Here is a 26165-nt window from a genome sequence, read left to right on the forward strand (position 1 = left end):
TGCTCTCTTATGAGTCGGGACTGTCGATGGTCACATGCTGGGTGCCCTGGGTGCCGGTGGCCAGCGGGGCGCTCTGGCCCTTCCATTCACCGTGGGTGGGCTGCCCGGCGCGCGAGACGCGGGCAACCAGTTGGACTTCGGCGAAGTCCGACAGTTTCATCTGCGGCATCATCGCGTCGGCATCGGACAACTCCACCTCGATCGGCAGCTGCGCCACGGTCACCCGCTTGGCCGCCAGCGGCATGGGCGGGCCATTGCTGGCGCGGGCGAAGATGAACACGGTGTCGTCGGGGCGCACCTTGTCCTTGAGCGCCGCTGCCAGCTCCACCCGTACCTTCAGGCGCGCCGTCTCGGCCACCTTGCCGCCCCCGGCCTTGAGCTTGTCGGCGGCGCGGTCAATGCCGCCCTGCAGCGCGTCACGGGACGCGTCGCCCTGCGGCAACTGCGCCAGTAGGCGTTGCCAGAAGTCGATGGCCTCCTGGTAGCGCTCGCCCTCGAAGGCGGCGATACCACGCAGGCCTAGGCTGGTGACCTCCTGCGGGTCAGCCTTCAGCGCTTCATCGGTGAGCGCCTGCAGTTGCGCCGACCACTGTTTATCGGCGGCGAAGTACAGCGACTGCGCCCATTGTCCGAGCAACTCGGGCTGACGCCCGGCCAGGGCCACGGCGCGCTCGAAGGCCTTGGCCGCGTCGGCTGGCCGCTGCTCGGCCATATAGGCACGACCAAGGAAGTACAGACCTTCGGCCGAGTCGGGTTGGGCCTGTACCGCACGCTCCAGGCGCGTGGTCATTTCCGCCATCGACTGCGGCGCGCGGGCGAACTCCTGGGTCAGTTCGACCTTGTCCGCGGCGCCGAAGTGCAGGTACAGCCCCAGGGCCATGGCCGGCACCAGCACCGCCGCCAGCAACGGCACGGCCTTGCCCAGGTGGCCCTGGCGGATCACGTCGCCACGCTCGGTATCGGCCAGCAGCTCACGGGCGGCCTCGTCACGGCCATTGGCCAGTTGTTGTTCGTCAAGAACGCCGGCCGCCTGTTGGGCAGCCAGTTCGGCGACGCGCTCCTCATAGAGCGCCACATTGAGGGCGGTACGGTCCTGCTCGGCCTGCTGACGGCGGCGACCGCGCAGGATCGGCAGCAGCAGGAAAGCCAGGGCGGCGAGCAGCAGCAGGCCCGCACTAAGCCAGAATTCAGTCATGGGTACGTTCTTTATCCAGCAGTTTGGCCAGACGCTCGCGTTCGTCGGCGGACAGTTCGGTGTTGCCGGCCACGGCCTGGCCACGGCGACGGCGCACGATCAGCGCCAACACCACGAAGCCTCCAATCAGGAGGATCCCCGGGCCGAACCAGAGCAGCCAGGTGCGCCCGCTGAGCGCCGGCTTGTAACGCACGAAGTCGCCATAGCGATCGACCATGAAATCGACGATCTGCTGGTTGTCCTTACCCTCGCCCAGCATGCGGAAGATCTCGCGGCGCAGGTCGGCGGCGATGGGCGCGTTGGAGTCGGCGATGTCCTGGTTCTGGCACTTGGGGCAGCGCAGTTCCTTGGTCAGTTGCTGATAGCGCTCGCGCTCGGCGTCATCGCGGAACTGGTAGGTGTCGATGGCCGCCTTGGCCACCCCGACCAGGCTCAGGCCGAGCACGGCGGCCGCCAGCCAGCGCCTCATGGCCGGGCCTCATCGACCAGCCCCTGGTACAGCGGCGCCAGCTGCTCGCGCCACACCGTGGCATCGACCACGCCCACGTGCTTGTAGCGGATGATGCCCTTGGCGTCGATCAGGAAGGTTTCCGGCGCGCCGTACACGCCCAGGTCCAGGCCCAGCGAGCCTTGCTGGTCGGCGATGTTCAGCTGGTACGGGTTGTGGAACTCAGCCAGCCATTTCAGCGCGGCGACGTTGTCGTCCTTGTAGTTGACGCCGTGGATTACCACGCCCTGCTCGGCCAACTGGTTCAGGTACGGGTGCTCGACCTTGCACGACGGGCACCAGGTACCCCACACGTTGACCAACGCCGGGCGACCGATCAGGTCGTCTTGGGTGAGGCTACGATCGCCCTGCACGCTCGCCAGCGAGAACGCCGGGAACGGCTTGCCGATCATCGCCGAAGGCAGTTCGTCGGGCTTGAGGAACAACCCCTTGTAGAGAAAGACCGCCACCAGCAGGAACACCGCCAGCGGCACCACCATGATCCAACGCTTCATGCAGTCGCTCCAGACACGCCCAGGGCCTCACGCACCCGGGTCTTGACCTTGACGCGGTAGCGTCGGTCGAGGGCCGCCAGCAAGCCGCCCAGGCCGGTCAGCAGACCGCCCAGCCAGATCCAGCGGACATAGGGTTTGATATGCACCCGCACCGCCCACGCGCCGTTTTCCAGCGGCTCGCCCAGGGCGACATACAGATCGCGAGTGAAGCCGGCGTCGATGCCAGCCTCGGTCATCATCGACTGCTGCACGGTGTACAGGCGTTTTTCAGGGTGCAGCACGGACACTTCGCGGCCATCGCGCGAGACGCGCACGGTGCCCTTGTCGGAAATGAAGTTCGGGCCTTCGAAGTGCTTGGCGCCCTCGAACAGGAAGAGATAGCCACCCAGCTCGACGGTCTCGCCCGGCGCCATGCGCAGGTCGCGTTCTGCGCTGTTGTTGCTCGACAGCACCACGCCTAGCGCGCACACCACCAGGCCCAGATGCGCCAGGTGCATGCCCCAGTAGCTGCGACTCAGGCCCGCCAACCCCTTGGCCAAACCCTTGTGACGGGTCTTGTCGAGGATGTCGCGCACGCCGCTCAGGACCACCCAGGCGGCCAGGGCGAACACGCTCAGGGCCGGCCAGTCGAAGTCATCGACGATCAGCCCGGCGACCGGCGCCAGGATCGCGCTACCGACCAGCACCGGGGTCAGCATGCCGGCCAGCCATTTGCCCGGGGTGTCCTTCCAGCGCACCACCACACCCACGCCGAGCACCACCATCAGCAGCGCCATCAGCGGCAGGAACAGGGCGTCGAAGTAAGGCGGGCCGACCGACAGCTTGGCCCCGGTCAGGGCGTCGAGCACCAGCGGGTACAGGGTGCCCAGCAGGATCATCGAGGCTGCCACCACCAGCACCAGGTTGTTGGCCAGCAGCAAGGTTTCACGGGACCACAGGGCAAAGCCCACCTGGCTCTTGACCACCGGCGCGCGCAGGGCGAACAGGGTCAACGAGCCACCAACCACGAACAGCAGGAAGATCAGGATGAAGACGCCACGGGACGGGTCGGCGGCGAACGCATGCACCGATGTCAGCACGCCGGAACGCACCAGGAAGGTCCCCAGCAGGCTCAGGGAGAATGCGGCAATGGCCAGCAACACGGTCCAGCTCTTGAACACCCCGCGTTTTTCGGTGACCGCCAACGAGTGGATCAGCGCCGTGCCCACCAGCCAAGGCATGAACGAGGCGTTCTCGACCGGATCCCAGAACCACCAGCCCCCCCAGCCCAGCTCGTAGTAGGCCCACCACGAGCCGAGGGTGATGCCCACGCCGAGGAAGGCCCAGGCGACGATGGTCCAGGGCCGCGACCAGCGCGCCCAGGCGGCATCGAGACGACCGCCCAACAAAGCGGCGATGGCGAAGGCGAAGGCCACCGAGAAGCCCACATAGCCCATGTACAGCATCGGCGGGTGGACAATCAGGCCGAAGTCCTGCAACAGCGGGTTCAGGTCGCGGCCGTCGCCCGGCACCTGCGGCAGCAGGCGCGAGAACGGGTTGGAGGTGATGATCAGGAAGCTCAGGAAACCCACGCTGATCATGCCCATCACCGCCAGCACCCGCGCCAGCATCACCTGCGGCAACTGGCGCGAGAAGATCGACACGGCGAAGGTCCAGCCGCCAAGGATCAGTGCCCACAGCAGCAGCGAGCCTTCATGGGCGCCCCACACGGCGCTGAACTTGTAGTACCAGGGCAAGGCGCTGTTGGAGTTGCTGGCGACGTAGGCGACCGAGAAGTTGTCGGTCATGAAGGCGTGGGTGAGGCAGGCGAAGGCAAACGCCAGGAAGGCGAACTGCCCCCAGGCCGCCGGCCGCGCCAGGCCCATCCACAGGCTGTCGCCGCGCCAGGCGCCGAGCAGCGGCACAGTGGCCTGCACGGCGGCAAAGCAGATCGCCAGGATCATCGCCAGCTGGCCGAGTTCGGGGATCACCAGGGCCGCATTCATGGCTTGGCCCCCGCGTCGCTGGCGGCCTGGCCGCTTTCCTTCAGGGCCTTGGTGACCTCCGGCGGCATGTACTTCTCATCGTGCTTGGCCAGCACCTCGTCGGCCACCACCACGCCATCGGCGTTGAGCTTGCCAAGGGCGACGATGCCCTGCCCTTCGCGGAACAGGTCAGGGAGGATGCCGCGGTAGGTGATCGGCACCGACTTGGTGTAGTCGGTGACCACGAAGCGCACATCGAGCGAATCGGCCGAGCGCTGCACCGAGCCTTTCTCGACCATGCCGCCGGCGCGGATGCGAGTGTCCAGCGGCGCCTCGCCGTTGGCGATCTGCGTCGGGGTGTAGAACAGGTTGATGTTCTGCTGCAGCGCGCTCAGGGCGAAGCCCACGGCGACGCCGACACCGGCCAGCAGGCCGAGGATGATGAACAGGCGTTTCTTGCGCTGCGGATTCACGGTTTGCTCTCCCGGCGCAGACGACGCGCCTCTTCTTGCAGGTAGCGGCGACGGGCCAGCAGGGGCGCGGCGACATTCAGCGCCAGCACCGCCAGGCAGATGCCGTAGGCCGACCAGACGTACAGACCATGGTGGCCCATGGCGAGAAAATCACTGAAGGACGCGAAGCTCATCGTGCCGCCTCCCGTCCGAGCTGACCCAGCACCTCATCCTTGACCCAACTGGCGCGGGCCTCGCGCTTGAGCACTTCCAGGCGCATGCGCAGCAGCAGCACGGCGGCGAAGAAGCAGTAGAAGCCCAGTGCGGTGAGCAGCAGCGGCAGCCACATCTCCACCGGCATGGCCGGCTTTTCGGTGAGGGTGAAGGTAGCGCCCTGGTGCAGGGTGTTCCACCACTCCACCGAGTACTTGATGATCGGGATGTTGACCACGCCGACGATGGCCAGCACCGCGCAGGCCTTGGCCGCGCTGTCGCGATTGCTGATGGCCTGGCCCAGGGCGATGATGCCGAAGTACAGGAACAGCAGGATGAGCATGGAGGTCAGGCGCGCGTCCCAGACCCACCAACTGCCCCAGGTGGGCTTGCCCCAGATCGCCCCGGTAACCAAAGCTACCGCGGTCATCCAGGCGCCGATGGGCGCCGCGCACTGCAGCGCGACATCGGCCAGTTTCATCTTCCACACCAGCCCCACCACGCCCGCCACCGCAAGCATGACGTAGCACGACTGCGCCAGCATGGCCGTCGGCACATGGATATAGATGATGCGGAAACTGTTGCCCTGCTGGTAGTCCTGGGGGGCGAAGGCCAGGCCCCAGGTGATGCCGACCAGCAGCAGCACGACAGCGCAAACGCTCAGCCACGGCAGCATGCGGCCGCTGATGGCATAGAACCATTTGGGGGAGCCCAACTTGTGGAACCACGTCCAACTCATTTTCATCAGGGTACATCCAGGGTATTGGCCGGGCTGCGGTGCCCGGGACTCGTTATTCGCCGACGCTGATCTTCAGGCCGGCCGCGATCGCAAAGGGTGCCAGTGTCACCGCCAGGGCCGTCAGGCTGGCGAGCCAGAGCAGGTGACCGGTGGCAGGCATATTCTGCAACGCCGCCTGCAACGCACCACTGCCCAGGATCAACACAGGGATATACAACGGCAGAATCAGCAACGCCAGCAGCAGCCCACCGCGTTTGAGACCGACCGTCAGCGCCGCGCCCACCGCGCCCAGCAGGCTCAACACCGGCGTGCCCAACAACAGGGAGGCGAGCAGCACCGGCAGGCAGGCGCTCGGCAGGCCCAGCATCAGTGCCAGCAGTGGCGCCAACAATACCAGCGCCAGCCCGGAAAAGATCCAGTGCGCCAGCACCTTGGCCAGCACCAGCAGGGCCAGCGGATGCGGCGAAAGCACCCACTGCTCGAGCGAACCGTCCTCGAAATCGCTGCGGAACAACCCGTCCAGCGACAGCAGCACCGCCAGCAGGGCCGCTACCCAGACCAGTCCAGGCGACAAGGTTTGCAACAATTGCGTCTCCGGACCGACCGCCAGCGGGAACAAAGCGACGACGATGGCGAAGAACACCAGCGGATTGGCCAGCTCCGCCGGACGGCGGAACAACAGGCGAGCCTCGCGGCGCAACAGCAGAAGAAATACGCTCATGCCGCCCATTGCCCCAGGTTCAGCTCGCGGTAGCCCGATGGCTTGCGTTCGAGCGTGTGGTGGGTGGTCAGCACCACGGTGCCGCCCTGCTCACAGTGGGCCGCAAGGTGGGCTTCCAGCTGTGCCACGCCCTGCTTGTCCAGGGCGGTGAACGGCTCGTCGAGGATCCACAGCGGCGGGCTGTCCAGGTACAGCCGAGCCAGGGCGACCCGACGCTGCTGGCCGGCTGACAGGGTGTGACAGGGCACGTCCTCGAACCCGCGCAAGCCGACAGCCTCCAGCGCCTGCCAGATTGCCTCGCGACCGGCCGGCCGATGCAGGGCGCAGAGCCAGGCGAGATTCTCTTCAGCGGTGAGCAAATCCTTGATCCCGGCGGCATGGCCAATCCACAACAGGATGCTGGCCAGGGCATGACGCTGTTCGGCCAATGGCTGGCCGCCAAGCAGGATCTGCCCGGCGGTGGGTTGCATGAGCCCGGCCAGCAGGCGCAGCAGGCTGGTCTTGCCGCTGCCATTGGGGCCGGCGATCTGCAGCATGTCGCCAGGGTGCAGCTCGAAGTGCAGGTGCTCGAACAGCAGCCGCCAGTCGCGCTCGCAGGCCAGGCCCGCGGCTTGAAGGTGAAGGATCACGGTATCGCCTTATACAGTATGAGGTCTGTCACCGGTACCGACACCGATTGCAGCCTGCGTCTCAAGTCGCTCCAACCCCTGCCGTTATACTGGCAATGGCGAGCGAGCAGCATTATTGCACGCGCCAGCGCGCTGCCAAGAGGGCGGGTTCGACAGGTTGTATACAATCATGACTGAAATCAATAGTCTCAGCACACAAACTGCGGTAAGCCCCCAGGCGACACGGGCCGCCATGACCGGCGAGCTGTTGCGCCTGCTGCAGGCCCAGCCTGGCCTGCTGCCGCCTGGAGAAACCGCCGAAGCCGAGGTTGTGACCCTGCGCCAGATCGGCCAGGAGTTCCAGATGCTGCTTCGGCTGACCCAGGCCAATGGCAACCAGACGCAAGTGCTGACCACCGCCAGTCAACCCCTGCCACCCGGCAGCCAGATCCTGGTCAGCCAGACGGATAGCAGCCGTTTGGCGGTGATGGTGCAACAGGCCACTGCCGGCAACATCGCCACTCTGACCCGGCTGGACACCCGGGAAATGCCGGTCGGCACCCTGCTGCAGGCCAAGGTCCTGACCAGCCAGGCCCTGCCGCAGAGCTCCGGCGCGCCCACCACCTTCCGCTCGCTGGTGAGCCTGCTCAGCGGCAGCCAGGCCGGTGCCACGCTGGTCATCGACAGCCCGCGCCGGCTCCCCGTGGGCAGCCTGCTCAGCGCGCTGGTGCAGAGTGAACAGGGGCTACGCTTCGTGCCCCTGAGCGGCCGCCAGGACCAGCTGGCGGTCACTCAGCACCTGTCGACCCAGCAGAACCTCCAGGCCTCGCTGCCGGGTGTGCTCGACAGCCTGCAACGGATCGCCAGCAGCCCCGATGCAGACCCCGAACTGCGCACCAGCGCCGAGCGCCTGCTCGCCAGCCTGCCGGACGTGCGGCAACTGGGGGATGCGAAGGGCCTGGCCCAGGCCCTGAACAACAGCGGCACCTTCTTCGAAGCCAAGCTGCTAGGCGGGTTGGCCGGCGGCATCGCCCCCGACCTGAAGGCACAGCTTGTCAGGCTGGTGGCCCAGGCCCTGCCCAGCGTGCCGGGCCATCCGCCACTGACCAGCGCGCTGGCCACCAGCACCCTCGCCCAGGCCTTGCCTGGCCTGGCCCGCAGCGCACTAGGGATGCTCGGCCAAGTCAGCCCACGGCCACTGCCCAGCGTCTTCCCCCTCCCCTCGCGTCTTCTGCAGAAGCTGGAAAGTGAAGGCGACCTCCAGCAATTGCTACGCCTGGCCGCCGCCGCCATCTCCCGTCTGCAGAGCCACTCGCTGTCCAGCCTGCAACAGAGCGGCACCTTGGAGAACGGCAACCAGCAGACCACCTGGCAGACAGAGATTCCTGTGCGCCATGGTCAGGAGTTCGTGCCGCTGCAGGTCAAGTTGCAGCGCGAGGAAACACCGAAGCAGCAGGCCGACCGCGAGCGCGAGCAGCACGATCCACTGGAAGCGCTGTGGCGCATCGAACTGGCCTTCGATCTCTCACCACTTGGCCCTCTGCAGGTACAGGCGCAGTTGCTGCAAGGCAAGCTTTCCGGCCAGCTCTGGGCGCAGCAGGAAGCCACCGCGCGCCTGATCGACAGCCAGCTGGGCACACTGCGCGATCGCCTGCTGGCCCGAGGCCTGGACGTCGGGGACCTGGAATGCCACCCCGGCCTCCCCCCGCAAGGGCCACGCACGCGCCTGGAACAACGCTGGGTAGACGAGACCGCATGAAACACAAGCCACCCCGCCAGGCGATCGCCCTGAGCTACGACGGCCAGCAGGCCCCGACCCTGAGCGCCAAGGGCGACGATGAGCTGGCCGAGGCCATTCTCGCCATCGCTCGCGAGCATGAGGTGCCCATCTACGAGAATCCCGAGCTGGTGCGCCTGCTGGCGCGCCTGGAGCTGGGTGAACAGATTCCCGAAGCGCTGTACCTGACCATCGCCGAGATCATCGCCTTCGCCTGGCAACTGCGGGGCAAGGTGCCGGAGGACTTCGTCGACGCCACGCCCAGCGAGCGCGAAATCACTCCTGTACTGCCGCGCTTGCCGCATCCGGGCTGACGCAGCGGTACATATGTAGTCCCCGGTGGCCGCACAGGGGTGCGACCTTTGCCGTTACTCACTCACGCAAAGGCCCCTGCCATGACCACCGCTTATGTCAACGACGCTGGCACCCAGTTCGCCCGCCAGCACCTGAGCCATTTTCCCCGCCCGGACCGTGCCGCCGGCGACGCCATCAAGCAATGGGCAAGCGCCCGCGGCGTGACGCTCGACCCCGATCAAACCGATGTGGTCACGCTTCACTACCAACCCCATGGCGACCTGGCGAATTGGGATGGCGTGCTCGTGGCGAAGAGCACGCTGACCCAAGCCATGCTGTCCAACTGGCAAGGTGAATCGGACAACAACCTCATCGGCGGACTGTTCGGCGAACCTTGGGCCGGGCACCTACCCGGGCGCATCAGCCTGGTCGAGACTTTGCGCCCCAAGGCCTGGAACGCACCCTCCGGCGCCAACTACCAAGTGTTCAACGGCGTTTTCCGGCGCACCACGCCGCAGGTATACGGCCCCGAGACACTGCTTGGGCTGCCAGCAGAAGACCTGCAACAGTTCATCTGGAAAATGGATTTCCACGCCACCTACAAAGGCATGCTTGATCGCTACTGGGCCAACGCCGGGAACAGCCACCGCATCCTGGCCAAGATGGCCTTCATCGCCACCTGCAACAAACAGGTGGCCGAAGGCAGCCTGGACGAGGCCGGTCGCCAGCTGGCCTGGCAAGCCGCCGAACTCATGCCGCGCACCGCCACCTTTCGCATGCGCGCGCTGAACATCTATGGCTACAGCGCCACCGACCTGATCTACCTGTACGACAAGAACGCGCACACCGCACTGCTGTACGTACCCGGCAACGCCTCGGCACTGCATACCTTCGCCGGCCCCAATGCCCTGAAGGACTGGGTAGCCCAACAGTGCAAGGACCCCGTCAAACGCGAAGCCCTGGCCGGGCATTTCGGCCAGGCCGATCTGCCAGACGGCCTGGATTTCAGCGGCCTGCGCACCGCCCTGGAAGGCCTCGCCGTCTACCCGGCGGTGTACCGCCTGTCACCCAACCGCTCAGGCTTCACCACCGATGGCGCCTGGCCGCCCCGCACCTATGTCAACTATCGACCCGACACGTACAACCCCGCCATAACCGGGGACCTGTTCCAGGCGCTCGCCGAGCGCCAACGCGCACGCAGCTACCAGGATGCCGACGCGGCGATCACCAGTGACAGCGAGATCACCAAAGCCCGCTGGCGCGGCTACCTGAGCTCGGCGATCAACCTGCTCGGCCCCCTGGCTTTCGTGCTGCCGGAGCTGGCGCCCCTGTTCGCCCTGGGCGGCATCGCCCAGTTCGGCTTGGGGCTGGACGCGGCGATCAACGGCCATGGCGTGGATCAGCAAGCCTCGGGCGTAAGTGATGCCACGTTCGGCCTGTTCAACGCCTTGCCGCTGCTGCATGCCGAGGTGACCAAGGCGCCCGCGCTGTTCCGCTTCAAGTACGACGGTTTCGTCTTGCCCAGCGAGGTGAACGGCAAGCTGGGCTACCCCTTGAGCCCGATGGACCCGCCTCTGCTGCCCGCCGAAGAAGCGCTCGAGTATTTCCACCTCCCAGACCCCGTCGCGCCGCTCGAGGGTGGTGACGAGGCAACCCGTGGCGCCGTCATCCGCCTGACCCAGTTCAACGGCGAGCCCGATACCCTACGCGCAACCATCGGTGGCTACAGCGCCGATGTTGTCTACGACCTGGAGGCCAACGCCTTCGTCCAGCGCGACGACCTCAATGCGGTGGAACCGAAACGCTACATCCCTCGCGTGGCCAGCAAGAACCTGGTCCGTGCGCCGCAAGGCAGGCTGGTCACCGATGAAATGCGCACCGCGAGCCTGCGGGCCATGGGCATCGACCTGCCACTCCCGGTGAAGGTGCCGGAATTCCCCTTGGAGGCGAGCCGAAGAATCCCCGAGCAGATCCTCAGCATCTGGGTCGGCGACCGAACGATACCCGACAACCTGCTGGCCAACCTCGCCAAGAACAGCAGAACGCTAAAGCCCTCACGCTTCAGCCTGCGCCTGTACCTGTCCAACGGGTCGCCCCAGGCCTATGTGCGAAACCTCGAGCGCCTGGCCGAATACGCCCCCGACGTCATCGTGCTGCCCCTGGAGGAGCAACCCTTCTATTCCTCGTTCAAGGACAGCGCCAACTACCCACAATACCGCGCCGCGATCGACGGCAATGGCGGCATCGCACGCCATTTCTCGTCGGCGGCGGATGTTTTGCGTTTCCCACTGTTGGACCACGAGGGGGGCTTGTACATGGACATCGACGACAGGCTACTGGCCGAGGGCGAGTACCCGGTGACGATCAACGGACGCGGCTACGGCCCGCGGGCCAAACCGATCGACGATACCTTCTTGCAGACCACCCCTGATGGCGTGCTGCTCTACCCGCCGATCGCCAACGAAAAGATGAACATCCACTGCATCTACAACACCAGCCTGATCGGCAGTCATGCCAACAACCCGACCCTGAGGGCCATCAGCGAAGAAATGCACGCTCGCTTTCAGGCCGAACCGAGGTTCTACGACAGCAAACCGGACGCCGCGCGCGACCCGGAGGGTTTCGCCCACTACGCCAATACCCTGAGCCGGCTGACCGGGCCCACCCTGCTGACCGACGTGACCGACCGCTTGCTGCCCGACCTGAAACAGCTCAGGCAAATCACCAACCTCGACTCGCTGTCCACCGTCAATTCCTTCACGTTCGTCGACCGCCTCGCCTACAAGACCGCGCTAGACCGCTACCTGCCGCTCAATGGCGTCGCCAGGATCGGCAACAACCATGCCTGGGCCAAGCCTTGAAGGTCTGACGTTGATGGCCACCCCTGAAACGACAAGGCGACCCGAAGGTCGCCTTGTGCACGCTCATTCGACGCGATGCAACTTGCTCATCAGCTGCGCCTCGGCCTGGGTCAAACCGCAGGTCTGGGTCAACTCCTCAACGCTAGCCCCCATCCCCACCAGTTTGGCGGCCTGGGCAAAGGTGACGCTGTTGGGGTCGCGTTGCTCGAGTTGCTGCAGCTTCTCGGGCAACGGCGCCACCACCGCGCGCAGCTCATGGATCGCCTCGCCCATGCGCACGGTGCCATTCTGGTAATCGTCCAGGCGCTTGGCCAGGTCCTTGATGCGCTGGTCACGCAGCGCATCGCCCTGGGCCTGCTGGGCGGCCAGCTCGCGCTGGCGCTTGCTGTAGTTGAGGAAGAACCACAGGCTCAGTGCCCAGAGCAGCGCCAGGAAGATGACAGCAACCTCGAAGATCAACTCAGATGTTCTCCAACTCGGACCACTCTTCCTCGGTCATCATCTTGTCCAGCTCGACCAGAATCAGCAGCTCGCCGTTCTTGTTGCAGACACCCTGGATGAACTTGGCCGACTCTTCGTTGCCGACGTTCGGCGCGGTCTCGATCTCCGACTGACGCAGGTAGACCACTTCGGCGACGCTGTCGACCAGGATACCGACCACTTGCTTGTCCGCCTCGATGATGACGATGCGGGTGTTGTCGGTGACTTCAGTCGGCATCAGGCCAAAGCGCTGGCGGGTGTCGATGACCGTCACCACGTTGCCGCGCAGGTTGATGATGCCCAGCACGTAGCTGGGAGCGCCCGGAACCGGGGCGATCTCGGTGTAGCGCAGGACTTCCTGCACCTGCATGACATTGATGCCGTAGGACTCGTTGTCCAGACGGAAGGTTACCCACTGCAGGATCGGATCTTCGGAACCTTGTGCAGACGACTTTTTCATTCCCCTAGCCCTCAAAATCCGCCATTGGCGGTGTGCTCTGTATTGCCGCGGCAGTAGCGGCGTTGATTCAGTTGTGTTTGGTGTTCATCTGCTTGACCGCGCCACTGGCGATCAGCTCGGCCAGTTCGGCGACATCGAGCAGCGCGCACATGTGTTCGATCACCGTGCCGGCCAGCCATGGCCGTTGGCCACGCTGGCTGCGCCACTTGATCTCGTTCGGGTCCAGGCGCAACGAACGGCTGACCTGGTGCACGGCCAATCCCCATTCGTAGCCCTGGACTGAAATCACATACTGCAGGCCCTGGCGGAAATCGTCGCGGTAGCGGTCCGGCATCACCCAGCGCGCCGTGTCGAGCACCTTGAGGTTGCCCGCCTGGCAGGTGAGGATGCCGAGGAACCAGTCCGGCTGGCCGAACAGTGGCGTCAGCTCCTGGCCGGCCAGGGTGTAGATCGAGCCCAGACACACCAGCGGTACCGCCAGGGTCAGCCCGGCAACATCGAACAGCAGGCATTCGAACGGTTCGGCGGCCCAGTCCGGACGGCCATCGACGCTGGCCGGCGGTGTTGGCGCGGCGGGTGCCGCCGTCACATTCAGCTCCACCAACGGCGCCACGGGTTCGATGGCCTGGGTCTGGCTCAGGACCGGGATGCTGGCATCGGCCACCACCTCGGTCTCGACCATGGCGACCACCGGCTCCACCACCGGCGCGGCAGGCGGCAGCACGGTCGGCAGGACCTTGGCCTGCGGCTCGGCAAAGGGCCGCGCAGCAGGTGGGGTCGGAATTATCTGGCGCTGGGCGTCTCGGGCCTGTTCCTCGCGAACCGCTGCTTCGAAGTCATCGCCGGGGGCCTGCTCGACAGGCTCCACGACAGGCGTCTCCAACTCCGCCGGCAGCTCGAACGACTCGGTGGCCTCCTGCAGCAGCCCGTCGAGGTAGGACTGCAAGGCCATCTGTGGCTTGGTGGTGATCTGCCGAGCCTGGTTCATCACGCCACCTGCAATGCGGAACGGTAGGTGAGCAGATGCTTGAGCAGCGCCCGGTAGGCGACCACGCCACGGCTCTTGCCGTCGAACTGCGAAGGCGTGACGCCGTTGCGGCTGGCGTCTCGCAGACGCGTGTCCACCGGAATGTAGCCCTGCCAGACCTGGTCGCCATAGGTGTCACGCAGCACCTTCAAGGTGCCCAGCGATGCCTGGGTGCGGCGGTCGAACAGGGTCGGCACGATCTGGTAGGGCAATGCCTGCTTGCGCGAGCGATTGATCATGCCCAGGGTGCTGACCATGCGCTCCAGGCCCTTGACCGCGAGGAACTCGGTCTGCACCGGGATCACCAGCTGCTGGCTGGCGGCCAGGGCGTTGACCATTAGCACGCCTAGCAAGGGCGGGCTGTCGATCAGGGCGAAGTCGAAATCCTGCCACAGTTGCGCCAGACTCTTGGCGATCACCAGGCCTAGGCCACTCTGCCCCGGCGACTGGCGCTCGAGCACCGCCAGCGCGGTGCTCGACGGCAGCAGCGAGATGCGCTCGTCGCTGGTCGGCAGCAGCAGTTGGCCCGGCAAACCTTCGGGTACCGTGCCCTTGTGCAGGAACAGGTCGTAGCAGCTGTGCTCGAGCGCATCGGGGTTGTGCCCGAAGTAGCTGGTCATCGAGCCGTGCGGGTCGAGGTCGACCACGACCACGCGCTTGCCCGCCTCGGCCAGCAAGCCGGCCAGGGCGATGGTGGTGGTGGTCTTGCCGACGCCACCTTTTTGATTGGCTACTGCCCAGACTCTCATCGTGCGTTGCTTCCTCCCGGTATGGCCGCCTGCCCTGCCGGGAACGGTGTGAAATTCAGTGACGGGGATTTGACGAAATCAGCCCCCGGTCGACGGTGCTGGCGAGGCTGGTGCACTTTGTGTGCCAGCCCGGCGCATCGCCGCATCCGGGGTGGCATTGGCACTGCCACTGCCGGTCAGGCTGCGGCGTACCTCCAGGTTACGCGAGATCACCAACACCACCCGGCGGTTGCGCGCACGCCCGTCGGCAGTGTCGTTGCTGGCCACCGGCTGGTACTCCCCGTAACCCACCGAGGCCATGCGCGCCGGGTTGACCCCTTCCATCGCCAGCAACCGGACGATGCTCGCCGCTCGCGCCGACGACAGCTCCCAGTTGGTCGGGTACTGAGCGGTGCGAATCGGCAGGTTGTCAGTGAAGCCTTCGACGTGCACCGGGTTGGCGAACGGCCTGAGAATCTTCGCCACCTTCTCGATGATCTCGAAGGCGACATCGCTGGGCATGGCGTCGGCACTGGCGAACAGCAGCGAGGAGTTGAGCTCGATCTCCACCCACAGTTCGTTGCCGCGCACGGTCATCTGGTTGGACTTGATCAGGTCGCCGAAGGCGTCGCGGACATCGTCGGTGATGGTCTTGAGCGGGTCGGTACTGGTCTGCGCCAGGCCCGCGTCGGTCTGCTCGCTGTCCTTGATCAGCGGCTCGGCGGGCTTGACGCTCAGCGGCCGCTCGTCACCGATAGGGATCGGCTTCATGCTGCGCTCGGGGTCATTGAAGACCCCGATCAGCGCCTGGGAAATCTGCTTGTACTTGCCCTCGTTGATCGACGAGATCGAATACATGACCACGAAGAAGGCGAACAGCAGGGTGATGAAGTCGGCGTACGAGACCAGCCAGCGCTCGTGGTTCTCGTGCTCTTCGATCTTGCGACGACGGGCCATGGCTTACTCCATGAAGCCTTGCAGCTTCAGCTCGATCGAGCGCGGGTTCTCGCCTTCGGCGATCGACAACAAGCCCTCGAGCAGCATCTCGCGATAGCGAGACTGGCGCAGGGTGATGGCCTTGAGCTTGTTGGCGATCGGCAGCAGGATCAGGTTGGCGCTGGCCACGCCGTAGATGGTGGCGACGAAGGCCACGGCAATGCCGTTACCCAGCTGCGACGGGTCGGCCAGATTACCCATCACGTGGATCAGACCCATCACCGCACCGATGATGCCGATGGTCGGCGCATAGCCGCCCATGCTCTCGAACACCTTGGCGGCCTGGATGTCGCGGGCTTCCTGAGTCAGGAAATCGACTTCAAGTATGCTGCGGATGGCCTCGGGCTCGGCGCCGTCGACCAGCAGCTGCAGGCCTTTGCGCGCATAGGGATCGGGCTCGGCGTCGGCCACGCCCTCCAGGCCCAGCAGGCCTTCCTTGCGTGCCGTCAGACTCCAGTTCACCACCCGGTCAATGCCACCGGGCAGGTCCACCCGCGGCGGGAAGAAGATCCAGCCCACGATCTGCAGAGCGCGCTTGAACGCCGACAGCGGCGACTGCAACAACGCCGCCGCCAGGGTACCGCCCAGCACGATCAATGCCGCCGGGCCGTTGATCAGCGCACCGACGTGGCCGCCCTCGAGGAAATTGCCGCCAACGATGGCGACAAAAGCGAGGATCAGGCCGATTAGGCTCAACACATCCATCAGATGCACGCCTCGACCAGGTGCTTGCCGATCTCGTCCAGGCTGTACACGGCATCGGCCAGGTTGGCCTTGACGATGGCCATGGGCATGCCGTAGATCACGCAACTGGCCTCATCCTGCGCCCACACGGTGCTGCCACCCTGCTTGAGCAGGCGTGCGCCTTCGCGACCGTCGGCGCCCATGCCGGTGAGCACCACCGAGAGCACCTTGTCGCCATAGGACTTGGCGGCGGAGCCGAAGGTGATGTCGACACAAGGCTTGTAGTTCAGGCGCTCGTCGCCCGGCAGGATCTTCACCGTGCCACGGCCGTCGACCATCATCTGCTTGCCACCCGGGGCCAGCAACGCCAGGCCTGGACGTAACACGTCACCGTCCTCGGCTTCCTTGACGCTGATCTTGCACAGCTTGTCCAGGCGCTCGGCGAAGGCCTTGGTGAAGGCCGCCGGCATGTGCTGGATCAGAACGATCGGCGCCGGGAATCCGGCGGGCAGTTGGGTCAATACCCGCTGCAGCGCCACCGGGCCACCGGTGGAGGTGCCGATGGCGACCAGCTTGTAGGGCTTGCGCTTGGGCGCCGGCGAATGCGCGGCGGCCGGTGCCGCGGCGCGGGCCGGAGCCGCCGTGCGCGCGGGCGTGGTACTGGCGAAGCTGCTGGCCGGCGCATGACTATTGGCCGGAACCGGCGCGGCGGCGGGCGCCGGGCTGGAATAGGCGCTGAAACGGCGGTTGCTGCGCGAGATGGTATGGACCTTCTCGCACAGCAGCTGCTTGACCTTTTCCGGGTTGCGCGAGATGTCCTCGAAGTTCTTCGGCAGGTAGTCGACCGCACCGGCGTCCAGGGCGTCGAGGGTGACGCGGGCGCCTTCGTGGGTCAGCGAGGAGAACATCAACACCGGCGTCGGGCAGCGCTGCATGATGTGCCGCACCGCAGTGATACCGTCCATCATGGGCATTTCATAGTCCATGGTGATGACATCGGGCTTGAGCGCCAGCGCCTGGTCGATCGCTTCCTTGCCGTTGGTCGCGGTGCCCACGACCTGGATCGTCGGGTCCGCCGAGAGAATTTCCGAGACACGGCGGCGGAAGAAACCGGAATCATCCACCACCAGGACCTTGACTGCCATAAACACTCCATTAGGCGGCGCACCCGCCAGGGCGCGCCACCGAAATCAAATACGCCGGGCGGCGTAACGCTTGAGCATGCTCGGAACGTCGAGGATCAGCGCGATCCGGCCGTCACCGGTGATGGTCGCGCCGGACATGCCCGGGGTGCCCTGCAGCATCTTGCCCAGCGGCTTGATCACCACCTCTTCCTGGCCAACCAACTGGTCGACCACGAAGCCGATGCGCTGGGTACCGACCGACAGGATCACCACATGACCTTCGTGCTGCTCCTCGTGCTCGTGGTCCTGGACCAGCCAGCGCTTGAGGTAGAACAGCGGCAGCGCCTTGTCGCGCACGATCACCACTTCCTGGCCGTCGACCACGTTGGTGCGCGAGAGGTCGAGGTGGAAGATCTCGTTGACGTTGACCAGCGGGAAGGCGAACGCCTGGTTGCCGAGCATTACCATCAGGGTCGGCATGATCGCCAGGGTCAGCGGCACCTTGATGACGATCTTCGAGCCCTGGCCTTTGGCCGAGAAGATGTTGATCGAGCCGTTGAGCTGGGAAATCTTGGTCTTCACCACGTCCATGCCGACGCCGCGGCCGGACACGTCGGAGATCTCGGTCTTGGTCGAGAAGCCCGGGGCGAAGATCAGGTTGTAGCAGTCCGACTCGCTCAGGCGATCGGCCGCGTCCTTGTCCATCAGGCCCTTTTCCACGGCCTTGGCGCGCAGGATGCTCGGGTCCATGCCCTTGCCGTCGTCGGAGATCGACAGCAGGATGTGGTCACCTTCCTGCTCGGCGGACAGCACCACCCGGCCCATGCGCGACTTGCCGGAGGCCTCGCGCTCGTCAGGCATCTCGACGCCGTGGTCAACGGCGTTGCGCACCAAGTGCACCAACGGGTCGGCCAGGGCTTCCACCAGGTTCTTGTCGAGGTCGGTCTCTTCACCGACCAGCTCCAGGTTGATCTCTTTCTTGAGCTGGCGGGCCAGGTCGCGAACCAGGCGCGGGAAGCGGCCGAAGACTTTCTTGATCGGCTGCATGCGGGTCTTCATGACCGCGGTCTGCAGGTCGGCGGTGACCACGTCGAGATTGGACACAGCCTTGGACATGGCCTCGTCGCCGCTGTTGAGCCCCAGGCGCACCAGGCGGTTACGCACCAGCACCAGTTCGCCGACCATGTTCATGATCTCGTCCAGACGCGCGGTATCGACCCGCACGGTGGTTTCCGCTTCGCTGGCGCCATGCTTCTCGGCGACCGGCGCAGGAGCGCGAGCCGGGGCGGCAGGCTTGGCGGCCGCAGCCGGTGCCGCGGCGGGCGCAGGAGCCGGCTTGGCAACGGGCTTGACCTCGGCCTTGGCCGCGACAGGCGCGGCGACGGCGGCAGGCGCCTCGGCGGTGACCGCGTCACTGGAGAACTTGCCCTTGCCGTGCAACTGGTCGAGCAGGGCCTCGAATTCGTGTTCGCTGATGCTCTCGTCGCCCGCGGCGGGTGCCGCGCTGGCCACTGGCGCGGCGGCGCCTGGCAGTGCGTCGACGGCAAAAGTACCTTTGCCGTGCAACTGGTCGAGCAGCGACTCGAACTCATCGTCGGTGATCTCGTCGCTGGCCGGAGTGGCTGGCGCAGGCGCGCTGACGGCGGCATCGGCCGAGAACTGGCCCTTGCCGTGCAGCTGGTCGAGCAGCGACTCGAACTCGGCATCGGTGATCTCGTCACCGCCGCCGCTGATTTCTTCACCCTGCAGTTGCTCATGAACCTGAGCTTCAGCCTTGACCGCATCGAGCGAGTCGAGCAGTTGCTCGAACTCGGTATCGGTGATGTCGGGCTCGGCAGCCGGGGCTTCGACCACGGGCGCCGCCTCGACCACCGGGGCCGGGGCTTCGGCGCCACCGGGCTCGGCCAAGCGCGACAGCGCCGCCAGCAGCTCCGGCGTGGCCGGCGTGACATCGGTACGTTCGCGCACCTGGCCGAACATGCTGTTGACCGTGTCGAGGGCCTCGAGCACCACGTCCATCAGTTCCGCGTCAACCCGGCGCTCACCTTTGCGCAGGATGTCGAACACGTTCTCGGCAATGTGGCAGCACTCCACCAACTCATTGAGCTGAAGGAAGCCGGCGCCCCCTTTTACAGTGTGGAAACCGCGGAAAATCGCATTGAGCAGGTCCGCGTCATCGGGCCGGCTTTCCAGCTCGACCAATTGCTCGGACAGTTGCTCGAGGATTTCGCCGGCTTCTACCAGGAAATCCTGGAGGATTTCTTCATCGGCGCCGAAGCTCATTAAACGTGCTCCTTAAAAACCCAGGCTGGACAACAGATCGTCGACATCGTCCTGGCTGGACACGACGTCTTCACGCTTATCGGCATGAATCTGCGGACCTTCACCCCGAGTCGGATGTTTTTCTTGATCTTTTTCAGCGCGCAGCTGCTGGTGGTCATGTTCGATCCCGGCAAAGCGGTCGACCTGGCTTGCCATCAGCACGAGCTTGAGCAGATTGCTTTCGACTTCGGTGACCAGCGCGGTCACCCGTTTGATCACCTGGCCGGTGAGATCCTGATAATCCTGGGCCAGGACGATATCGTTGAGATGGCCGGCGACCTTCTGATTACCTTCGGCGCTGTGCGTCAGAAAACTGTCCACACGCTTGACCAACTCACGGAATTCCGGCGCTGCCACCTCACGGCGCATGAACCGCTGCCAATCGGCGGACAGGCTCTGGGCCTCGGCGGCGAGGTCATTGAGCACCGGGGTGCAGGCCTCTGCCAGGTCCATGGTGCGGTTGGCCGCACCTTCGGTGAGGCGAACCACGTAGGAGAGGCGTTCAGTGGCGTCGGTAATCTGCGACACTTCCTCGGCCTGCGGCATGGACGGGTCGATCTGGAAGTTGACGATTGCACTGTGCAGTTCGCGAGTAAGCTTGCCAACTTCCTGATACAGCCCGCGATCGCGGGTCTGGTTCAGTTGGTGGATCAGCTGTACCGCATCACCGAACCGGCCGCGCTCGAGGCTCTCGACCAGTTCCTGGGCATGCTTCTTAAGGGTTGATTCGAACTCACCCAAAGAGTTGTTGGTTGACTCCATTGCGCCCCCCAGACGTGACTCAGCCGTTGACGCGTTCGAAGATCTTTTCGATCTTTTCTTTCAGCGCCACGGCGGTGAAAGGCTTGACCACGTAGCCGTTGACGCCGGCCTGGGCAGCTTCGATGATCTGCTCGCGCTTGGCTTCTGCGGTGACCATCAGTACCGGCAGGTGCTTGAGGCGCTCGTCCGCGCGAACAGCACGCAGCAGGTCGATACCGGTCATGCCCGGCATGTTCCAGTCGGTTACCAGGAAGTCGAAGTGTTCGCTGGTGAGCATCGGCAGTGCCGTGTTGCCGTCATCAGCCTCCTTGACGTTGGTGAAACCCAGGTCACGCAACAGGTTCTTGATGATCCGCCGCATCGTCGAAAAGTCGTCAACGATGAGGATTTTCATGTCTTTGTTCAATTAGACCTCCAAGCAGTCTTAAACGCGCTCGGCGCCGAGCGCGCACTCAATCAATTCGGCACCACAAAAAAACGACTGCATCAAACCTGGTTCAACGCGCCCGCCATTCCCCCAGGCGGCTGCGCAGACGCGCCGCGCACTGGCTGTGCAACTGGCTGACACGCGATTCGCTGACCCCCAGGACCTCACCGATTTCCTTGAGGTTCAGCTCTTCGTCGTAGTACAGCGCCAGGACCAGGCGCTCGCGCTCCGGCAGGTTGGCAATCGCATCGGCCAGGGCGGCCTGGAAGCGCTCGTCCTCCAGGTCCCGCGATGGCTCCAGCTGGCCGCTGGCTCCGTCCTCGTGCAGCCCCTCGTGTTCGCCGTCCTGCAGCAGGTCGTCGAAACTGAACAGGCGACTGCCCAAGGTGTCGTTCAGAATCCCGTAGTAATCATCGAGACTCAATTGGAGTTCGGCAGCAACCTCGTGATCTTTAGCGTCGCGCCCTGTCTTTGCTTCAACACAGCGAATCGCGTCGCTGACCATACGCGTGTTGCGGTGCACCGAGCGCGGTGCCCAGTCGCCCTTGCGCACTTCGTCGAGCATAGCGCCGCGGATGCGGATGCCGGCGTAGGTTTCGAAGCTGGCGCCCTTGCTGGCGTCATACTTGTTGGCCACTTCCAGCAGGCCGATCATCCCAGCCTGGATCAGGTCCTCGACCTGGACGTTGGCCGGCAAACGCGCCAGCAGGTGGTAGGCGATGCGCTTGACCAGCGGCGCGTAGCGCTCGATCAGCTCGTACTGAGCGTCCTTGGCGGCCTTGCTGTACATCTTGAAACCGCTCGCGTTCATAGCACCGGCCCTGCACTGGTGGGCTGCACCAGGCGCTCGACGAAGAATTCCAGGTGTCCGCGCGGGTTGGCAGGCAGCGGCCAGCTGTCGACCTTCTGCGCAATGGCCTTGAAAGCCAGCGCGCACTTGGACCGCGGGAAGGCCTCGTATACAGCCCGCTGCTTCTGCACGGCCTTGCGCACACATTCGTCGTACGGCACGGCACCGACGTATTGTAGGGCGACGTCAAGGAAACGATCCGTGACCTTGGTCAACTTGGCGAACAGGTTGCGCCCTTCCTGCGGGCTCTGGGCCATGTTGGCCAGCACGCGGAAGCGATTCATCCCGTAGTCGCGGTTGAGCAGCTTGATCAGGGCGTAGGCGTCGGTGATCGAGGTAGGCTCGTCGCACACCACCAGCAGCACCTCCTGGGCGGCGCGGACGAAGCTGACTACCGAGTCACCAATACCCGCAGCGGTGTCGATCACCAGCACGTCGAGGTTGTCGCCGATCTCGCTGAAGGCCTGGATCAGGCCGGCATGTTGGGCTGGCGCCAGGTGCACCATGCTCTGGGTGCCGGAAGCCGCCGGGACGATGCGCACACCGCCAGGCCCCTGCAGCAGCACATCGCGCAGCTCGCAGCGACCCTCGATGACATCGGCCAGGGTACGCTTGGGCGTGAGCCCCAGCAGAACGTCGACATTGGCCAGGCCCAGGTCGGCGTCCAGCAACATGACCCGGCGGCCGAGCTCGGCTAACGCCAGAGACAGGTTCACTGAAACGTTAGTCTTGCCGACGCCACCTTTGCCACCGGTCACGGCGATCACCTGTACGGGATGCATGCTACCCATGTCTGTTCTTTACCTTGTCTCGCTTGGACCCAGGCCACATGAGGGGCTGAACGTTCAAGGCCACGGTACGGCCGGGCAACCCCATGATGTAGGTACTTTGCACAGTATTCACCCTCAACCCGCACGCTTGCCAGGGTTGTGGTAGAGATCAGCGAACATGTCGGCCATGGCCTCGTCGCTGGGCTCGTCCTGCAACTGCACACTGACCGCGCGACTCACCAGCTGGTGCTTGCGCGGCAGTTGCAGGTCGTCAGGAATGCGCGGCCCATCGGTCAGATAGGCCACCGGTAGTTCATGACTGATGGCTAGGCTCAGCACTTCGCCGAGGCATGCCGTTTCATCGAGTTTGGTCAGGATGCAACCGGCCAGACCGCAGCGCTTGTAGCTGTGGTAGGCGGCGGTGAGCACCTGCTTCTGGCTGGTGGTCGCCAGCACCAGGTAATTCTTGGCGGCGATACCGCGCCCGGCCAGGGTCTCGAGCTGCATGCGCAGCGCCGGGTCGCTGGCCTGCAGGCCGGCGGTGTCGATCAGCACCACGCGCTTGCGCAGCAGCGGCTCCAGCGCCTGGGCCAGCGACTCGCCCGGATCGACATAAGTGACCGGCACATTGAGGATACGCCCGAGGGTCTTGAGCTGCTCCTGGGCACCGATGCGGAAGCTGTCCATGCTCACCAGCGCCAGGTTGTTCGCGCCGTACTTGAGTACATAGCGCGCGGCCAGCTTGGCCAGGGTGGTGGTCTTGCCCATGCCGGCCGGGCCGACCATGGCGATGACACCGCCCTCCTCGATCGGTTCGATCTCAGGTATGTCGATCATCCGCGCCAGGTGCGCCAGGACCATGCGCCAGGCATGACGCGGCTCTTCGATCTCGGCAGTGAGGTCGAGCAGCTCGCGCGCCAAGCCGCCTGACAGACCCAGGCGCTGCAGGCGGCGCCAGAGGTTGGCCTGCTGTGGCTTGCTGCCCTGCAACTGACTCCAGGCGAGCGAACCGAGCTGGACTTCCAGCAGCTCGCGCAGACCGGTCAGTTCGAAGCGCATGGCGTCGAACAGGCGCGGATCGACCGGGGCCGGCGCTGCGGCGGCGATCGGTGCAGGCTCATCCACATGCGCTTCGATCAACGGCTCGGACGCGGTCAGCGACTGGCCGGCGAACAGCTGACGGTTGCCGCCCTCGACGGCATCGCCACGCCCGGTCAGTTCGGCCTGGGCGGTGACGATGCGCGACTGGGTCTTGCGTAGCTCGTCCTCGAGCTCCGCATTGGGCACGCGTGGGGCCAGGGCGGACAGTTTGTAGTCCAGCGCAGCCGTCAGTTCGACACCGCCAGCGATGCGCCGGTTGCCGATGATGGCGGCGTCGGAGCCGAGCTCATCCCGGACCAGCTTCATGGCCTGACGCATATCGGCGGCGAAAAAACGCTTAACTTGCATAACCCACTACCTCAGCCGTTCGGGCCCACGGTGGCAACGATGGTGACTTGCTTGTTGTCAGGTATTTCCTGATACGCCAAAACATGCAAATTCGGTACTGCCAGGCGACCGAAGCGCGACAGCATGGCGCGGATCGGGCCGGCAACCAGGAGGATAGCCGGCTGACCCTGCATTTCCTGACGCTGGGCCGCCTCGATCAACGAGCGCTGAAGCTTTTCGGCCATGCTCGGCTCAAGAAGAACACCATCTTCCTGACCCTGCCCGGCCCTTTGCAGACTATTGAGCAAGATCTGTTCCAACCTTGGCTCCAAAGTGATCACAGGCAGCTCGGACTCAACGCCAACAATGCTTTGCACGATGGCGCGGGACAATCCGACCCGCACCAACGCCACCAGCGCGGCGGTATCTTGACTCTTTGTCGGATTGTTGGCGATGGCTTCGGCAATACTGCGGATGTCACGCACCGGCACCTGTTCGGCGAGCAACGCCTGCAAGACCTTGAGCAGGCCCGACAAGGAAATGACACCCGGCACCACCTCCTCGGCCAGTTTCGGCGAGACCTTGGCCAGCACCTGCAGCAGCTGCACCACCTCCTCGTGCCCGATCAGCTCGTGGCAGTGCTTCTGCAGGATCTGGTTGAGGTGGGTGGCGACCACGGTGCTGGCGTCGACCACGGTATAGCCCAGCGACTGCGCCTGGGCGCGCTGGCCGACATCGATCCACACCGCCTCCAGGCCGAACGCCGGATCGCGCGAGGCGATGCCGTTGAGGGTACCGAATACTTGGCCGGGGTTGATTGCCAGCTCCCGGTCCGGGTAGATCTCGGCTTCGGCCAGGATCACGCCCATCAGGGTCAGACGATAGGCGCTGGGTTGCAGGTCAAGGTTGTCGCGAATGTGCACGGTGGGCATGAGAAAACCCAGGTCCTGGGACAGTTTCTTGCGCACGCCCTTGATCCGCGCCAGCAGTTGGCCGCCCTGGTTGCGGTCCACCAGCGGGATCAAGCGATAGCCGACCTCCAGGCCGATCATGTCGATGGGGGTGACGTCGTCCCAGCCCAGCTCCTTGGTTTCCATGGCGCGCTGCGGCGATGGCAGCAGGTCCTGCTGGCGCTGGGCCTCCTGTTGGGCGACGGCTTTGGCCTTCTGTTGTTTCTTCCATACCAGGTAAGCGCCGCCACCGGCCAGTGCGCCGAGGCTGAGGAAGGCGACATGCGGCATGCCTGGGACCAGGCCCATGATGATCATCAGCGCTGCCGACACGCCCAGGGCCTTCGGCGAGTCGAACATCTGCCGGTTGATCAGCTTGCCCATGTCCTCGGCGCCCGAGGCGCGGGTGACCATGATCGCGGCCGCGGTGGACAGCAGCAGCGATGGCAATTGCGCCACCAAACCGTCACCGATGGTCAGCAGGGCATAGACCTTGCCAGCATCGGCAAAGGTCATGTTGTGCTGCAGCATGCCGATGAGCATGCCGCCGATGAGGTTGATGAAAAGGATCAGCAGGCCGGCGATGGCGTCACCGCGGACAAACTTGCTGGCACCGTCCATGGAGCCGTAGAACTCGGCCTCCTGGGCGACCTCGGCACGACGGGACTTGGCCTGGGCCTGGTCGATCAGGCCAGCGTTGAGGTCGGCGTCGATGGCCATCTGCTTGCCGGGCATGGCATCGAGGGTGAAGCGCGCGCTCACCTCGGAGATGCGCCCGGCGCCCTTGGTCACCACGACGAAGTTGATGATCATGAGGATGGCGAACACCACCGCACCGACGACGTAATTGCCGCCAATCACCACTTCACCGAAGGCCTGGATCACCTTGCCCGCGGCGCCGTGACCTTCCTGGCCGTGGAGCATGACCACTCGGGTGGAAGCAACGTTCAGCGCCAGGCGCAGCAGCGTGGCCACCAGCAGGATGGTAGGGAACGCGGCGAAATCCAGAGGACGCAGGGCGTAGACGCAGACCAGCAAGACCACGATCGACAGGGCGATGTTGAAGGTGAAGAACACGTCGAGCAGGAACGGCGGGATCGGCAACATCATCATTGCCAGCATCACCAGCAGGAGCAGCGGCACGCCGAGGTTGCCCCGACCGAGACCGGCCAGGTTGTTACGGGCGCTGCTGATTAACTGAGTGCGATCCACCGCGATTCCTCTTCAAGCAAAACTTTGACGCCTGTGTGGCGACTGGCGCTGCCTTTGCAAGAAGCTTTCCAACTTTTCCGGGGGCTTTTCTGGGGGGCTTTTCTGGGGGGCTTTTCGGG

Annotated in this window: 26 protein-coding genes; 3 read left to right on the forward strand and 23 right to left on the reverse strand. The window is 65.0% G+C overall.

Going from position 1 to position 26165, the window contains the following annotated elements; translation table 11 throughout:
• Positions 1–7 precede the first annotated feature (7 nt).
• The 9 genes from ccmI to ccmA are packed head-to-tail and all read right to left on the reverse strand — an operon-like array spanning position 8 to position 6915.
• A complete protein-coding gene (ccmI, locus tag CC207_RS15055) occupies positions 8–1195 on the reverse strand; it encodes a c-type cytochrome biogenesis protein CcmI (RefSeq protein ID WP_088852345.1) in 1188 nt (395 codons plus the stop codon).
• On the reverse strand, positions 1188–1664 hold the full coding sequence (locus CC207_RS15060) for a cytochrome c-type biogenesis protein (RefSeq protein ID WP_088852346.1): 477 nt from the start codon (positions 1662–1664) through the stop codon (positions 1188–1190). Before CC207_RS15060 ends, ccmI begins: the two co-directional genes overlap by 8 nt.
• A complete protein-coding gene (locus tag CC207_RS15065) occupies positions 1661–2197 on the reverse strand; it encodes a DsbE family thiol:disulfide interchange protein (RefSeq protein WP_028691022.1) in 537 nt (178 codons plus the stop codon). Before CC207_RS15065 ends, CC207_RS15060 begins: the two co-directional genes overlap by 4 nt.
• Positions 2194–4167: a heme lyase CcmF/NrfE family subunit gene (locus tag CC207_RS15070; protein WP_178080971.1), complete on the reverse strand. Its 1974-nt coding sequence runs from the start codon at positions 4165–4167 to the stop codon at positions 2194–2196. The genes CC207_RS15065 and CC207_RS15070 overlap by 4 nt, the downstream gene beginning before the upstream one ends.
• An 11-nt stretch (positions 4168–4178) precedes the next feature.
• Positions 4179–4634, reverse strand: coding sequence for a cytochrome c maturation protein CcmE (ccmE, locus tag CC207_RS15075; RefSeq protein ID WP_028691020.1), 456 nt, complete (start codon positions 4632–4634; stop codon positions 4179–4181).
• Positions 4631–4807: a heme exporter protein CcmD gene (gene ccmD, locus CC207_RS15080; RefSeq protein ID WP_011534872.1), complete on the reverse strand. Its 177-nt coding sequence runs from the start codon at positions 4805–4807 to the stop codon at positions 4631–4633. Before ccmD ends, ccmE begins: the two co-directional genes overlap by 4 nt.
• Positions 4804–5571 carry a heme ABC transporter permease gene (locus tag CC207_RS15085; protein ID WP_088852347.1) on the reverse strand — a complete coding sequence of 256 codons (768 nt, stop codon included), beginning with the start codon at positions 5569–5571 and terminating at the stop codon, positions 4804–4806. The genes ccmD and CC207_RS15085 overlap by 4 nt, the downstream gene beginning before the upstream one ends.
• A 46-nt stretch (positions 5572–5617) precedes the next feature.
• Positions 5618–6286, reverse strand: a complete 669-nt coding sequence (gene ccmB / locus CC207_RS15090) for a heme exporter protein CcmB (RefSeq protein WP_028691018.1) — start codon at positions 6284–6286, stop codon at positions 5618–5620.
• On the reverse strand, positions 6283–6915 hold the full coding sequence (gene ccmA, locus CC207_RS15095; protein ID WP_028691017.1) for a cytochrome c biogenesis heme-transporting ATPase CcmA: 633 nt from the start codon (positions 6913–6915) through the stop codon (positions 6283–6285). Before ccmA ends, ccmB begins: the two co-directional genes overlap by 4 nt.
• A 169-nt stretch (positions 6916–7084) precedes the next feature.
• Between ccmA and CC207_RS15100 the strand changes: the two genes are divergently transcribed.
• The 3 genes from CC207_RS15100 to CC207_RS15110 all read left to right on the forward strand — a co-directional run bounded on the left by CC207_RS15100 (position 7085) and on the right by CC207_RS15110 (position 11826).
• The gene (locus CC207_RS15100; protein ID WP_088852348.1) at positions 7085–8653 is read left to right on the forward strand and encodes a flagellar hook-length control protein FliK; all 1569 of its coding nucleotides are present in this window, start codon (positions 7085–7087) and stop codon (positions 8651–8653) included.
• Positions 8650–8985 (forward strand): EscU/YscU/HrcU family type III secretion system export apparatus switch protein, encoded by a 336-nt coding sequence (locus CC207_RS15105; protein WP_028691015.1) that lies wholly within the window; start codon positions 8650–8652, stop codon positions 8983–8985. The genes CC207_RS15100 and CC207_RS15105 overlap by 4 nt, the downstream gene beginning before the upstream one ends.
• A gap of 81 nt (positions 8986–9066) precedes the next feature.
• Positions 9067–11826 (forward strand): dermonecrotic toxin domain-containing protein, encoded by a 2760-nt coding sequence (locus CC207_RS15110; protein WP_088852349.1) that lies wholly within the window; start codon positions 9067–9069, stop codon positions 11824–11826.
• Between the two features lie 63 nt (positions 11827–11889).
• On the opposite strand, the gene CC207_RS15115 is transcribed toward CC207_RS15110, so the two are convergent.
• The 14 genes from CC207_RS15115 to flhA all read right to left on the reverse strand — a co-directional run bounded on the left by CC207_RS15115 (position 11890) and on the right by flhA (position 26046).
• Entirely contained in the window at positions 11890–12285 is a 396-nt protein-coding gene (locus tag CC207_RS15115; protein WP_028691013.1) for a DUF2802 domain-containing protein, read from the reverse strand.
• 1 nt (position 12286) lies between these two features.
• The gene (locus CC207_RS15120; RefSeq protein WP_003254393.1) at positions 12287–12766 is read right to left on the reverse strand and encodes a chemotaxis protein CheW; all 480 of its coding nucleotides are present in this window, start codon (positions 12764–12766) and stop codon (positions 12287–12289) included.
• 67 nt (positions 12767–12833) lie between these two features.
• On the reverse strand, positions 12834–13754 hold the full coding sequence (locus tag CC207_RS15125) for a CheW domain-containing protein (protein ID WP_062361704.1): 921 nt from the start codon (positions 13752–13754) through the stop codon (positions 12834–12836).
• Complete coding sequence (locus CC207_RS15130; protein ID WP_028691011.1) at positions 13754–14542, reverse strand: ParA family protein; 789 nt, start codon at positions 14540–14542, stop codon at positions 13754–13756. The genes CC207_RS15125 and CC207_RS15130 overlap by 1 nt, the downstream gene beginning before the upstream one ends.
• A 78-nt stretch (positions 14543–14620) precedes the next feature.
• A complete protein-coding gene (motD, locus tag CC207_RS15135; protein ID WP_028691010.1) occupies positions 14621–15478 on the reverse strand; it encodes a flagellar motor protein MotD in 858 nt (285 codons plus the stop codon).
• 3 nt (positions 15479–15481) lie between these two features.
• The gene (locus CC207_RS15140) at positions 15482–16222 is read right to left on the reverse strand and encodes a flagellar motor protein (RefSeq protein ID WP_028691009.1); all 741 of its coding nucleotides are present in this window, start codon (positions 16220–16222) and stop codon (positions 15482–15484) included.
• Positions 16222–17346: a chemotaxis response regulator protein-glutamate methylesterase gene (locus tag CC207_RS15145; RefSeq protein ID WP_069017532.1), complete on the reverse strand. Its 1125-nt coding sequence runs from the start codon at positions 17344–17346 to the stop codon at positions 16222–16224. The genes CC207_RS15140 and CC207_RS15145 overlap by 1 nt, the downstream gene beginning before the upstream one ends.
• A gap of 45 nt (positions 17347–17391) precedes the next feature.
• Entirely contained in the window at positions 17392–19608 is a 2217-nt protein-coding gene (locus tag CC207_RS15150; protein WP_069017531.1) for a chemotaxis protein CheA, read from the reverse strand.
• Between the two features lie 12 nt (positions 19609–19620).
• Positions 19621–20409, reverse strand: a complete 789-nt coding sequence (locus CC207_RS15155) for a protein phosphatase CheZ (RefSeq protein WP_028691006.1) — start codon at positions 20407–20409, stop codon at positions 19621–19623.
• A gap of 19 nt (positions 20410–20428) precedes the next feature.
• Positions 20429–20803, reverse strand: coding sequence for a chemotaxis response regulator CheY (locus CC207_RS15160; protein ID WP_172402424.1), 375 nt, complete (start codon positions 20801–20803; stop codon positions 20429–20431).
• Between the two features lie 103 nt (positions 20804–20906).
• Complete coding sequence (gene fliA, locus CC207_RS15165; protein ID WP_028691004.1) at positions 20907–21647, reverse strand: RNA polymerase sigma factor FliA; 741 nt, start codon at positions 21645–21647, stop codon at positions 20907–20909.
• Complete coding sequence (fleN, locus tag CC207_RS15170) at positions 21644–22477, reverse strand: flagellar synthesis regulator FleN (RefSeq protein WP_016393812.1); 834 nt, start codon at positions 22475–22477, stop codon at positions 21644–21646. The genes fliA and fleN overlap by 4 nt, the downstream gene beginning before the upstream one ends.
• A 114-nt stretch (positions 22478–22591) precedes the next feature.
• Positions 22592–23905, reverse strand: coding sequence for a flagellar biosynthesis protein FlhF (flhF, locus tag CC207_RS15175; protein ID WP_028691003.1), 1314 nt, complete (start codon positions 23903–23905; stop codon positions 22592–22594).
• Between the two features lie 11 nt (positions 23906–23916).
• Complete coding sequence (gene flhA, locus CC207_RS15180; RefSeq protein WP_088852350.1) at positions 23917–26046, reverse strand: flagellar biosynthesis protein FlhA; 2130 nt, start codon at positions 26044–26046, stop codon at positions 23917–23919.
• Positions 26047–26165: the final 119 nt, after the last annotated feature.

Source organism: Pseudomonas sp. DrBHI1 (genome assembly GCF_002205115.1).
Classification (GTDB): Bacteria; Pseudomonadota; Gammaproteobacteria; order Pseudomonadales; family Pseudomonadaceae; genus Aquipseudomonas; species Aquipseudomonas mosselii.